Genomic DNA, 12410 nt, shown 5'->3' with positions numbered 1-12410 from the left:
AACCAGTATCTTTTATATAAAACTCTAAAAATGGATTTACAGGATGTTGTTTTAAATTATACCCAACTTCAATAAATCCTTTTTCTGTAAATTTTGAAGCATTACTAATTAAATTATTAAAAATTTGAATAAATCTATTTTCGTCTGTTTTTATAAAAATATCTTTAGTGGTTGATGGTAAATTTAATTTAAGATCTATATTTTTAGTTGATAAAAGATTGTTTGTTTCTTTTTGAATTTCTACTAATTCTTGTAATGTTTTTGCAACATTAATATCCTCAATATCAATTTTTAATTGGTTAGATTCTATTTTAGAAATATCAATAATATCGTTAATAATGGTCATTAATCGTTCTCCCGATTTTTGAATAACATCAACAAACCGATCTCTTTTTTCATCTGATAATTCAGGGTCTTTTAAAAATGAAGTAAAACCTAAAACAGCATTCATAGGAGTTCTAATCTCATGACTCATATTTGCCAAAAAAGAAGACTTTAAACGGTCGCTTTCTTCAACTCTTTCTTTTTCAATAGATAATAAAATATTGGCTTTGTTTATTTCTTTTCGTTTTTTATTTAGTAAAAAAATTAAGAATATGAAAAATATACTAAACCCAACAAGTATAAAACTCATTGTTTTATGATTTTTAAGCTCTATTTTTCTAATGTATTCATTTTCAGTTAAAGAAGCAATTGTTTTCTCTTTATCTTCTAGTTCGTATAATGCATTAAGTTTAGAAACCTGTTCAACTTTTTTTACATTGAAAATACTATCCTTATATGTTTTAAATAATTTATGATTTTCATAGGCTTTTTTATAATTCCCTAATTTTTCATAAGCCATACTTAAATACTCATGGTTATCTATACCAGATAAATCAACCCAAGTGGCTTTTTTAGCATATTCAAGACTTTTATCTGCGTTTATTACAACTTCAGCGTACTTTTTTTGCTTTAATTTATTATGTGCAATGGTTGAATAAATATAGGGATACAGAGATTTGTAGCCAATTTCGTTTGAAATCAGTAATGATTTATTTAAATAATCTGAGGCGCTGTCATAATCTCCTTTTGCTATATAACAATCTCCTATATTCACATAATTAATTGCTAAACCTTCCTTGTCATCTAATTCTTTTGATAATTGTATAGATTTAAAATAATATTCCAACCCTTCATCTAATCTTCCCTGATCTGAAATAGCATTCCCAATATTAATATATGAAGCATTAATTCCTTCTTTGTCATTTAAAGATTTATAAATTTCATAAGATTTTAAATAATACTCGTGAGCCTTCGAATAATTTTCCTGATCATAATGTACATTACCAATTCCATTATAAATATCTGAGATTCCAATGCTATCGTTTAATTTTGTATATATTTTTAACGCTTTAAAATAATATTTCATAGAATTTTCTAAAGAATTTATATAAGCAAAACTATATCCAATATAATTGTAACATTGAGCAACTCCACTTTCATCATTAATGGATTTATAACTCTCAATTGCTTGTAAATAAAACTCTAAAGACTCTGTATAACGTTCTTTCTCATCCAAATAATAGCCTATATTTAATAAACTAAGCGCTTCAAATTTTTTGCTTCCTATCTGTTTTGATAATTGTAAAGCTTTTTGATAATAAACATAAGAAGAATCTATGTAGTAATAATAGATATTGTCTCCTTTATCAATTAATGATTTAATTTTTAAAGTATCACTTTTATAAGTTTGGCAATAACTTACATTAACAACTATTAGTAGAAAAAAAAGAATAGTATATTTTATAATTAGTGTTTTTGGTATATTCATAAAGGTTGTTTTAATTTTTTTAAAATCATAAAAAATTCAAAACACTTTATAAATTTAACACTATTTCAATTTATTTAGCTGATTTTTATCACGTTTGGTTAATAAATCTATAATTTGTTTATTTTAGCCTAAATGACTTTTTAACATTATACCTTATATTTATGTTTTCATACTTTAAATCTTCAGGAAAAATTAATCAAGCTTATACCATAGCATTTTACAATCTTGAAAATTTATTTGACACTAAAAATGATCCCAATACGTTGGATGATGATTTTACACCAAAAGGCAAAAAGAATTGGGATAACTACCGTTATAAAAATAAAATTAAAAAATTAGGAAATGTAATTGCTCAATTGGGAACTAAAAGGTCGTTTCATACACCTGCAATTGTAGGTGTAGTTGAAGTTGAAAACTTATTGGTTTTAAATGATTTAGTTGCCTCAAAAAATTTAAAAAATCAAAATTACGGAATTGTACATTATGATTCTCCTGATGAAAGAGGAATTGATGTTGCATTGCTGTATAAGAAAGAACTTTTTGAACTAACCCATTCTGAAACTTTCCCACTGTATTTAGAAGGTGAAAATGGAGATAGAGATTATACAAGAGATGTTTTATTGGTAAAAGGAAATTTAAATAATGAAGAAATTCATATTTTAGTAAATCATTGGCCTTCAAGAAGAAGCGGAGAAAATTCAACAGAAGAAAAGAGAGTAAAAGCGGCTGAATTAGTTGTGAGTATTGTTGAAAAAATAACTGCTGAAATCGAAAATGCTAAGATTATTATTATGGGTGATTTTAATGATAATCCTTCAAATATAAGTGTAAAAAAACATTTGGTAAATGATACCTTTTACAACCCTATGGAACGTTTAATTAATACCGGAAACGGGACCTTGAATTATAAAACAACATGGCATTTGTTTGACCAAATTATATTTTCAAAAAACTTTTTTAATATTGAAGCAACAAAGCATTCATTTAAATATGCTGAAGTTTTTGATAAACTTTTTTTAAAAGAATGGAAAGGAAAATATAAAGGAAACCCTTTTAGAACTTATATAGGGAAATGGTATCAAGGTGGTTTTAGTGATCATTTTCCAGTATATGTGTATTTAAAAAAACATTAAACGTCAGTTCTAGTATTTTTTTGTGTAGTAAAATAGAGCATGGCTGAGCTTTTAAAAAATGTTCAGTGAACATTTTTAGTGAAAGAGCCAGTTGACGCATTGGCGATGTATAGAGCACTTTTTTAACAATAATTTTTTTGTTATCGATACAATTTTCTATCGATAATCACTAGAGTTGACGAAAAATTATAGTCAAAAATTAATTGAACCCAACTGGTTAATTGTACTTTTTTAAAAAGAACTATAATTATGAAAATAATTTCACAATATCGTTTCCATTAGCCAAAAGAAGCAATGCAATTAAAAGAATAAATCCAGTAACTTGGGCGTATTCTAAAAACTTATCATTTGGTTTTCTCCCTGTAATCATTTCATATAAAGTAAACATTACATGCCCACCATCTAATGCTGGTATTGGTAATAAATTCATAAAACCTAGCATGATAGATAAAAAGGCTGTAATGCTCCAAAACGCTTGCCAACTCCAAGTTGCAGGAAAAATATTTCCAATTGCAATAAAGCCACCAATACTAGTTGCGCCTTTTTTAGTGAATACATATTTAAATTGAGTAATATAATCTCTTAAAGTCCAAATAGCTATAGAATTTCCTGTTGAAATACTTTCTAAAAATGAATAATCTTTATGTTGTATATTAATACCGCTAAGTACATTATAAGAAACTCCAATTTGATTATTTTCTCCTGGTTTTACAGAAATATTAATAAGATTTGAATCTCTTTCAATTCCAAGTGTAATTTCATCTTTTGAGTTTAAAACCAATGTTGAAAATTCATTCCAATAGTTAATAGGTGTGTTATTTACGGAAACAATTTTATCATTTACTTGAATTCCGGCAATTTGAGCAGGGGAATTTTCAGTAACCACATTAATTATTGCAGGTCTTCTTACTTCAAAAGGTTTCATAATTCCATTTTCCCACATAACTTCTCCGATATTTTCAGGAATAGTTATTGCTTCTGTATTACCATCTAAATGAAGCACTTCAATTGATGTAATATCTCTTAAAAATAAATGTTTGTTAACATCTGTTACATCTAAAGGTTCAACACCATTAAATTTTAATATTTTATCACCATCTTCAAATCCATATTGCTTGAAAGATTCGTGAACTGAAAATCCGTCTTCTACATCTGCAGAATTTACAAAGTCAATTCCCCAAACAAAGGTGATCATTATGTAAATTAAAATACCTAAAATAAAATTCACAATAACACCACCCAACATAATAATTAAACGTTGCCATGCTGGTTTAGATCTAAATTCCCAAGGTTGTGCAGGTAGTTTCATTTGTTCAGTATCCATACTTTCATCTATCATCCCTGAGATTTTTACATAACCTCCTAATGGAATCCAGCCAATACCATAAACTGTATCTCCAATTTTCGCTTTAAATAAAGAGAATTTATAATCAAAAAATAAGTAGAATTTTTCAACACGAGTTTTAAATATTTTTGCAGGAATAAAATGCCCTAATTCGTGTAATACTATTAAAAACGATAAACTTAAAATAAACTGTGTTGCTTTTATAACTATCTCCATATGTATTTTCAAAATAAAATCGCACAAATGTACGGTTTTAAATACAGTTGTAAAATCTAAAAACAGCTGAATTATGACTTTTAACAAAGTTTTAGAATTGTATAGGTACAATGAAAGTCAATTGTATTAAATTGTGACCTTAATTTATTTCAATAAAATGGATTTAAAATTTTTTCAAAAGTCGGTTCCAACATTAGCCATTATGGGCGTGTTTTCAGTTGTTATGATTTATGCGATTTACACATTATTAACCCCTGAAAAAAGATTACCAGTATACAACCCATCAGATGTAAATCCTAGGTTGGTTGATGAAAGTATTGTTCACATACGAAGAAATCATAAAATAGCTGATTTTAGTTTGATTAATCAAAATGGTGATACAATTACTCAAAAGAATTATGAAGGTAAAATTTATGTTGCTGATTTCTTTTTTACAAGATGTATGACTATTTGCCCAGTAATGACAAATAATATTGGTAAACTTCAAGAAGTTTTTAAAAATGAGGATGATATTATGTTTTTATCACATTCTGTTACACCAGTTATGGATAGTGTTCCCATTTTAAGAGCGTATGCAGATAAAAAAGGAGTGATAGACGCCAAATGGAATATTACAACTGGTGATAAGAAACATATATATGAATTAGCTCGTAAAAGTTACTTTGCAGTATTAGATGAAGGTGATGGAGGTTTGCAAGATTTTGTGCATACTGAAAATTTTGTATTGGTTGATAAAAAAAACCAAATTAGAGGTTTTTATGATGGTACAGATAATGAAGATATTGAGCGTTTAATAGCAGATATTAGAATTTTAAAAAATGAATTTAAAGATTAGTGATATTTGTCATTGTTTAGAATGATTCTAATTTAGTATATTTGCTTACTATTTATAATTATTCTTAATAATGTTTAAAACTATTGCAAATTTACAGATTGGAGAGAAGGCTTATATAGAAAAACTTTGTTTAGAAAATATTCCTTTAGTATTACTTGAAATGGGGTGTTTACCTGGAATTGAAGTTCAATTAATTCAAACTGCACCACTTAATGACCCTTTGTATATTAAAGTAAATGGAAGTCATTTAGCTATTAGGAGAGAAACTGCAGAAAAAATAACAGTTGTAAAGTAATAGTAAATTAATGAGTAATGAAAAGGTTATAAAAGTTGCTTTAATAGGGAATCCAAATACAGGGAAAACTTCATTATTTAACCAACTTACTGGTTTAAAACAGAAAGTTGGAAACTACCCAGGAATTACTGTTGAAAAAAAGCAAGGAATTTGTAAATTAAGTGATACTGTAAAAGCAGAAATTACTGATTTGCCAGGTACTTATAGTATTAATCCAACATCGTTAGATGAAACATTGGTGCTAGATACTTTATTAAATGAACAAAACGATAGCTTTCCCGACGTAGTTGTTGTTGTTGTAGAAATCGAAAATATTAAAAGAAACTTACTGCTATTTACACAAATTAAAGATTTAAATATTCCAACAATTTTGGTGATCAATATGATAGACCAAATGAAACGTAAAGGAATTGATATTGATGTAAAGCAATTGGAAGAAAAATTAAATACTAAAATTGTTTTAGCAAGTGCTAGAAAAAAAGTTGGAATTGAAGAATTAAAAGAAGTTATTTTAGATTATGAAAAATTAGACACTCAATCAATTGCTAAAATAACAGATAGAATAGATGAAGAATATTTCACAAAATTAAAAAATGCCTTTCCAGAGTTTCCATTATACAAATCTTGGTTATTAATTACTCAAAATAATGAATTTGATTTTTTAGGTGATGAGCAGCGAAAATTAGTATTAAAATTTAAAGAAGATTTAGATTGTATAAAAAGATATCAGCATAAAGAAACAATTTTAAGATATCAGATAATAAATAATGTATTAAAATCTAGTTTTAATGTTGATACTTCTAAAGCTACAGATTTGAGAGGAATCTTAGATAGGATTCTTACACATAAAATTTTCGGATATGTTATTTTCGCTTTAATTTTATTATTTATTTTTCAAGGTATTTTTGAGTGGGCAACTTATCCAATGGATATAATAGACGGTGCTTTTGCAAGCTTAAGTTCTTGGATTAAAACTGTTTTGCCAGCCGGTACTTTTACAAATTTAATTGCTGAAGGTATTGTTCCAGGTATTGGAGGTGTAGTAATTTTTATACCTCAAATAGCTATTTTATTCACATTTATATCCATTTTAGAAGAGACTGGCTACATGAGTAGAGTAGTTTTTTTGATGGATAAAATAATGCGAAAATTTGGGATGAGTGGTAAAAGTGTAATTCCATTAATTTCTGGGACTGCTTGTTCAATTCCTGCAATTATGGCTTCAAGAAACATAGGTAATTGGAAAGAGCGGTTAATTACAATTTTAGTAATCCCATTTACAACTTGTTCAGCTCGTTTACCAGTTTATGCAATATTAATTGCTTTAATTATTCCAAGCAAATCTGTTTTAGGAATCCTAAATTTACAAGGTTTAACAATGATGGCCTTATATTTACTAGGCTTTACAGCTGCAATATTTTCAGCCATTTTATTAAATAAAATATTGAAGATAGAAAGTAAAACCTTGTTTGTTATTGAAATGCCAAACTATAAAATACCTTCGATAAAAAATATTTTTTATGAAGTTGTTGAAAAAACGAAGGCTTTTGTTTTTGGAGCAGGGAAGATTATTTTAGCAATCTCAATTGTACTTTGGTTTTTAGCTTCAAACGGAGCTTCAAAATTTAAGAATGCTGAAGAAACTATTACAGCTCAAGTTGAAAGCAAACAGTTAACAAAAGAAGAATTTCAGAAGAAAGTGGCATCCTATAAATTAGAACATTCTTTTATTGGATATATGGGAAAATCGATAGAGCCTGTTATAAAACCAATGGGTTATGATTGGAAAATTGGAATCGCTTTAATTAGTTCATTTGCGGCTCGTGAAGTATTTGTGGGTGCGTTGGCAACTATTTATAATGTAGATAGTGATAGTGAAAATTCAGGAACCATTAAGCAACGTATGGCGGCTGAATTAAATCCTGAAACGGGTGAAAAACGATTTAATTTTCCAACAGGAGTTTCTTTATTATTGTTTTACGCATTTGCAATGCAATGTGTTGGTACTTTAGCTATTGTAAAACGTGAAACTAATAGTTGGAAATGGCCAATTTTACAGTTAGTAGGTATGGGAATATTAGCCTATGTCTCAGCGGTAATAGCATTTAATATATTAAGCTAATGCAAGATATTTTAACATACATAGCGCTCGGATTAGCAATTGCATTTTTAGTTAAAACCTATTTTTTTAAAACAAAAAAGAAAGGAAAATGTGATTCAGATTGCGGTTGTTAATCAATATATGATATATTGATTTTACATTGTGTTATTTAAGTTTTTCTAGCTTAAATTTTTCAATAGATTTCACCTTTTTGGGTTAACATTTTAACCAAGTCCAACATCTAAAGTCATCATTACAATAAACCCTCCAATAAACCCAAGTGTCGCAATATCGGTATATTTATCACGTTGCGTTTCAGGAATAACTTCTTCAACGACTACAAATATCATTGCACCAGCAGCAAAAGCTAAAGCATATGGTAAAATTGGTTGAAACGTCATTACTGCCCAAGCTCCAATTACAGCAGCAATGGGTTCTACTAAAGCAGAAGATTGTCCATACATAAAACTTTTCCATTTACTAGCGCCTTGTCTTCTAATTGGCATAGAAACAGCAAATCCTTCAGGGAAATTTTGAATACCAATACCTATAGCTAATGCAACTGCACCTCCAATTGTAGCGCCATCAAAACCAGCAGCAACACCACCAAATAAAATTCCAACTGCTAACCCTTCTGGTATATTGTGTAGCGTTATAGCTAATACTAATAATGTAGTTTTATGCCAAGGAGTTTTTACGCCTTCTTTTTCACTTTCTTTAAAGTTAATGTGTAAATGGGGTAATACTTTGTCTAAACCAAATAAAAACAAAGCACCTAAACCAAACCCAACAACTGCAGGAATAACTTTTACAAAACCTTCACCCGGACTCATTTCTATTCCCGGTGCTAATAAACTCCAAAAACTCGCAGCTACCATTACACCTCCAGTAAAACCTAACATTCCATCAAAAACAGCTCTGTTAAATCCCTTAAATAAAAACACTAATGAAGCTCCTAAAGCAGTTAGTGCCCAAGTAAAAAGCGTAGCATAAAATGCGGCTAATATTGGATTTATACTTTCAAAATAGGTGATAATTTGTTCCATTTTTTATAAGTTTTTTACAAATAAGTTTTTTGAAATTTGATTAGATATTGATATTGAAATATTGTTATTTTCTATTAGCATTGAATTGTCAAATTCTTCTTTAGAAATTACTTTTAGAGTACTTCCTAATTGAATATTGTTGCTATCTAGAAATTTTAAAAATGAAGACGATGAATCTTTAACTCCAATCACAATACAATGAGTATTGGTTTCAACAGAAGAGAGCATTATTTTTTTATGATGTGCAATATTTCCATTTTCATCTGGAATTGGATCTCCATGTGGATCGTGTTTTGGAAAATCTAGAAATTCTTCTAATTTACTTATTAAAGCGTCTGATTTAATATGTTCTAATTGCTCAGCTATTTCATGTACCTCATCCCAATTAAAATGGAGTTTGTTCACTAAAAAAACTTCCCACAACCTGTGTTTTCTAATAATTTCAACGGCAATTTTTTTTCCTTGTTGGGTTAAAGAAACTCCTTTGTATTTTTCATAATGTATGAATTCTTTCTCTGCTAATTTTTGAATCATATCCGTGACAGAAGACGGTTTTGTTTCCATTTTTTTAGCAATTAATGTAGTATTTACACTTTTAGGCTTGGATAACCCAATACTATAAATTGCTTTTAAATAATTTTCTTCTGTTTGAGATAACATTAAATATATTTTTAGACAAATATAAACAAAAGTTTAGACTAATCTAAACTTATTATATTAAAATACAAAATATCTATTTAGTGTTTTCAAAATTATAAATTGCTATTTTTGAGAATAAATATTTTTTTATGAATATAGTAATTTACGGTACAGGTGGTGTTGGCGGATATTTTGGAGCAAGATTAGCACAAGCAGGAAATAAGGTTACGTTTATTGCCAGGGGAAAACATTTAGAAGTGATTCAAAATAAAGGATTGCAACTTAAAAGTATTAAAGGCGACTATTTAGTAAATCCTGCAAATGCAACTTCAAATATTTCAGAAGTTAAAAATATTGATCTTGTTTTAATTTGTGTGAAAACATGGCAATTAAAAGAAGTAGCTGAAAAAATAAAAACCGTTTTCAACACCATTTAATAATTTCATTATTAAATGGTGTTGAAAACGAGAAAATATTATGCGAGGTTTTACCTAAGAAACATATAATTGGCGGTTTATGTAAGGTTGTAAGCAAAGTTGAAGATTATGGCGTAATTTCTCATATGTCTTACGAACCAACTATTGTTTTTGGAGAACTTAATGGTGAAATTACTGAACGAGCTTTACAATTAAAAAATTTATTTTTAACCGCAGAAATTAGAACTAACTTAACTACAAATATTCAACACGAAATATGGACTAAGTTTTTGTTTATAACAACAGTAAGTGCTATTGGAGCTTTAACTAGAGCAACTATTGGTGAAATGATTGCCTTACCTGAAATTAAAAAAATGATGCTGCAAACTGCGGAGGAAATTTTTGCAATTGCAATTGCAAAAGGCGTTAATTTATCAAATGATATTATTGAAAATCAGTTTCAGGTAATTGAAAATCAGCCTTATCATACAACTTCATCTTTACAAAGAGATATCATGGAAGGAAAACCATCTGAATTAGAATCACAAAACGGTACAATTGTAAAAATGGGTATTGAGCTTGGAATTCCAACCCCGATAAATTTATTTATTTATAACTGTTTACTTCCGCAAGAAATAAGAGCTAGAGAAATAGTGAAATTTAATTAAAAATTTAAACTTTTTCATCTCAGTTAATATGCTTCTAAAGTGGTTAGGAGGCTTTTTTACTAATCATATAAACTCCAACAATTACCATTAAACAACTTAAAATTTTAATCAAATTTATATCTTGAGCATATTCATTATGCCCTAATGCAAAAGCATATAAACTTACCATTATAAAACTTACAACAGGTTGTAAATAAATATAACTTCCACTAACAGATGGCGCAACTTTACTTAATGCATAAATATTAAATAAATAGGCTAAAAAAGTAGTTCCAATAATAACAAAAGCTACTGTTAAATAAGTATTTAAGTTAAATGCCTCAAAATCGGTAATTGTAATATCTTGAATCCCAATTGGAAACATAAATAAAAATCCAAATAAAAACACCCAGCTAATTACAGTTATTGGCTTGTATTTTTTCATTAATGGTTTAATTATAACTAAATATAAAGCATATGAACAGGCATTTAAAAAAACAAATACATTCCCTAAAATAGAACTTGTTCCTCCTGCTTTATTACCATATAAAATTAAAAGTACAGCGCCAGTTCCACCTATTGTAATACCAATTAATTTATTTGTTGTAATTTTTTCTTTTAATAAAAATGAACTAAAAATTAAAACCATTACTGGTACGGCTGTAATTATGATAGATGCATCTATAGGCGATGTTAAACTTAAACCATGAAAAAATAATAATTGATTAGAGGCAACACCTAAAAGTCCGCCAAGAATTATAATTCTAAAATCCTTTTTTTTAATTTTCTCTTTAATAAATGATTTAATAATCCAAAATAGAATACCGGCACCTAAAATTCTTAAAAACACAAATGCAGAAGGTCCAATTTTAGCTGGCATGATACCTTTTGCCACAATATGGTTTACACCATAAATAACATTAGCACCAAGTAAAGCTAAATGAGCTTTGTAAGTATTTTTCATTAAATCATTTTTAATAATGTAGATACTACAAACATAAATTTTATTGAACTATAATTTGGGGTTTTTATGATATTAAATCAATTATTTTATTAATTTCATTTAAGGCATGTTTGTAGCCAAGATCAAAAGATTTTTGGATGGCATCTCCGTCCAATACTCCAATATCATCAATGTTTGGAGGGGAAAAGACATAATTACACTGATTAAATTTTTTAATATTATTCACATCAAGACCAATGTGATATACTCTGTATAATAATTTAAATGATGTATTTATATCAGCATATTCGCATTTAGAAACGGGATTTACAAAACTTCCTATAATTTTTGAACAATTTAAAGAAAGTGGTTCAATAGGAAAATTATTTAAAATTCCACCGTCTGAATAATAGGTGCCGTTTACTTCAATTGGAGAAAAAAATGGAGGCAAAGCAGATGAAGCTATTAAAGGTTTAATTATTTCACCAGAATTAAAAAAGTCTAATTTGCTATTAAATAAATCGGTTGCAGTAACAGTTAATGGATATTTTAAACTTTCAAAAGAATCAATTGGAAAATATTTTTTAAAATATTTAGCATATTTGGAACTATCAAGCATTCCAGGTTTGTTTCTTGCGTAGAAAGATAATTTTAAAAGTGGAGTTTCTTCAAAAAAATTTAACATCTCTTCAGGTTCAAATCCACCAGCGTATAATGCTCCAACCAAAGCTCCCGCACTTGTTCCGGCAACTTCAGTTGGTATAATATTTTTTTCTAATAATACCTTTATTAAGCCAATATGTGCAATTGCCCTAACTCCACCACCAGATAATACCAACCCAATTTTATCTTTCATATTTATACAATTTTTTAAACAATTACGTAAAATTACAAATTAAATTAAGACATTCAGTTGTGAAAAAATTCACTTTATTGTTTTGTTTATAAAACGTAACTTTGCGCTTTTAAAAATGGAATAAG

Annotated in this window: 12 protein-coding genes; 6 read left to right on the top strand and 6 right to left on the bottom strand. The window is 28.0% G+C overall.

Annotated features, from left to right (window positions below; translation table 11 throughout):
- On the bottom strand, positions 1–1813 hold a 1813-nt coding region (locus tag Q0352_RS09790; protein ID WP_299527121.1), incomplete at its 3' end, for a tetratricopeptide repeat protein.
- Between the two features lie 161 nt (positions 1814–1974).
- Between Q0352_RS09790 and Q0352_RS09785 the strand changes: the two genes are divergently transcribed.
- Positions 1975–2946, top strand: a complete 972-nt coding sequence (locus Q0352_RS09785; RefSeq protein ID WP_299527120.1) for an endonuclease — start codon at positions 1975–1977, stop codon at positions 2944–2946.
- Positions 2947–3193: 247 nt separating this feature from the next.
- Here Q0352_RS09785 and rseP read toward each other — a convergent pair whose 3' ends face one another.
- Positions 3194–4507: an RIP metalloprotease RseP gene (gene rseP, locus Q0352_RS09780; protein ID WP_299527119.1), complete on the bottom strand. Its 1314-nt coding sequence runs from the start codon at positions 4505–4507 to the stop codon at positions 3194–3196.
- Positions 4508–4664: 157 nt separating this feature from the next.
- Here rseP and Q0352_RS09775 point away from each other — a divergent pair, with 157 nt between their 5' ends.
- The 3 genes from Q0352_RS09775 (at position 4665) to feoB (ending at position 7759) form a co-directional block, all read left to right on the top strand.
- On the top strand, positions 4665–5342 hold the full coding sequence (locus Q0352_RS09775) for an SCO family protein (RefSeq protein WP_299527118.1): 678 nt from the start codon (positions 4665–4667) through the stop codon (positions 5340–5342).
- Positions 5343–5412: 70 nt separating this feature from the next.
- Entirely contained in the window at positions 5413–5637 is a 225-nt protein-coding gene (locus tag Q0352_RS09770) for a FeoA family protein (protein WP_299527117.1), read from the top strand.
- A 10-nt stretch (positions 5638–5647) separates the two neighbouring features.
- Positions 5648–7759 carry a ferrous iron transport protein B gene (feoB, locus tag Q0352_RS09765; RefSeq protein WP_299527116.1) on the top strand — a complete coding sequence of 704 codons (2112 nt, stop codon included), beginning with the start codon at positions 5648–5650 and terminating at the stop codon, positions 7757–7759.
- Positions 7760–7962: 203 nt separating this feature from the next.
- Here feoB and Q0352_RS09755 read toward each other — a convergent pair whose 3' ends face one another.
- Both Q0352_RS09755 and Q0352_RS09750 read right to left on the bottom strand, forming a co-directional pair.
- Positions 7963–8784: a ZIP family metal transporter gene (locus Q0352_RS09755; RefSeq protein ID WP_299527114.1), complete on the bottom strand. Its 822-nt coding sequence runs from the start codon at positions 8782–8784 to the stop codon at positions 7963–7965.
- A gap of 3 nt (positions 8785–8787) precedes the next feature.
- Positions 8788–9444: a metal-dependent transcriptional regulator gene (locus Q0352_RS09750; protein ID WP_299527113.1), complete on the bottom strand. Its 657-nt coding sequence runs from the start codon at positions 9442–9444 to the stop codon at positions 8788–8790.
- A gap of 128 nt (positions 9445–9572) precedes the next feature.
- On the opposite strand from Q0352_RS09750, the gene Q0352_RS09745 reads away from it, so the two are divergent.
- Both Q0352_RS09745 and Q0352_RS09740 read left to right on the top strand, forming a co-directional pair.
- Positions 9573–9860 carry a ketopantoate reductase family protein gene (locus Q0352_RS09745; RefSeq protein WP_299527112.1) on the top strand — a complete coding sequence of 96 codons (288 nt, stop codon included), beginning with the start codon at positions 9573–9575 and terminating at the stop codon, positions 9858–9860.
- On the top strand, positions 9860–10507 hold the full coding sequence (locus Q0352_RS09740; protein WP_367274626.1) for a ketopantoate reductase family protein: 648 nt from the start codon (positions 9860–9862) through the stop codon (positions 10505–10507). Before Q0352_RS09745 ends, Q0352_RS09740 begins: the two co-directional genes overlap by 1 nt.
- Before the next feature lie 43 nt (positions 10508–10550).
- Here Q0352_RS09740 and Q0352_RS09735 read toward each other — a convergent pair whose 3' ends face one another.
- Positions 10551–11450, bottom strand: coding sequence for a DMT family transporter (locus Q0352_RS09735; RefSeq protein WP_299527111.1), 900 nt, complete (start codon positions 11448–11450; stop codon positions 10551–10553).
- Between the two features lie 64 nt (positions 11451–11514).
- Complete coding sequence (locus tag Q0352_RS09730; protein WP_299527110.1) at positions 11515–12285, bottom strand: patatin-like phospholipase family protein; 771 nt, start codon at positions 12283–12285, stop codon at positions 11515–11517.
- Positions 12286–12410: the final 125 nt, after the last annotated feature.

The organism is uncultured Lutibacter sp., assembly GCF_937891065.1.
Classification (GTDB): Bacteria; Bacteroidota; Bacteroidia; order Flavobacteriales; family Flavobacteriaceae; genus Lutibacter.
This window is presented reverse-complemented; position numbering and strand designations above follow the sequence as displayed.

Bases quoted from the DNA above. Each gene is read 5' to 3' on its own strand.
- Q0352_RS09785 (WP_299527120.1), top strand. From the start codon at position 1,975: ATGTTTTCATACTTTAAATCTTCAGGAAAAATTAATCAAGCTTATACC.
- rseP (WP_299527119.1), bottom strand. From the start codon at position 4,507: ATGGAGATAGTTATAAAAGCAACACAGTTTATTTTAAGTTTATCGTTT.
- Q0352_RS09775 (WP_299527118.1), top strand. From the start codon at position 4,665: ATGGATTTAAAATTTTTTCAAAAGTCGGTTCCAACATTAGCCATTATG.
- Q0352_RS09770 (WP_299527117.1), top strand. From the start codon at position 5,413: ATGTTTAAAACTATTGCAAATTTACAGATTGGAGAGAAGGCTTATATA.
- feoB (WP_299527116.1), top strand. From the start codon at position 5,648: ATGAGTAATGAAAAGGTTATAAAAGTTGCTTTAATAGGGAATCCAAAT.
- Q0352_RS09755 (WP_299527114.1), bottom strand. From the start codon at position 8,784: ATGGAACAAATTATCACCTATTTTGAAAGTATAAATCCAATATTAGCC.
- Q0352_RS09750 (WP_299527113.1), bottom strand. From the start codon at position 9,444: ATGTTATCTCAAACAGAAGAAAATTATTTAAAAGCAATTTATAGTATT.
- Q0352_RS09745 (WP_299527112.1), top strand. From the start codon at position 9,573: ATGAATATAGTAATTTACGGTACAGGTGGTGTTGGCGGATATTTTGGA.
- Q0352_RS09735 (WP_299527111.1), bottom strand. From the start codon at position 11,450: ATGAAAAATACTTACAAAGCTCATTTAGCTTTACTTGGTGCTAATGTT.
- Q0352_RS09730 (WP_299527110.1), bottom strand. From the start codon at position 12,285: ATGAAAGATAAAATTGGGTTGGTATTATCTGGTGGTGGAGTTAGGGCA.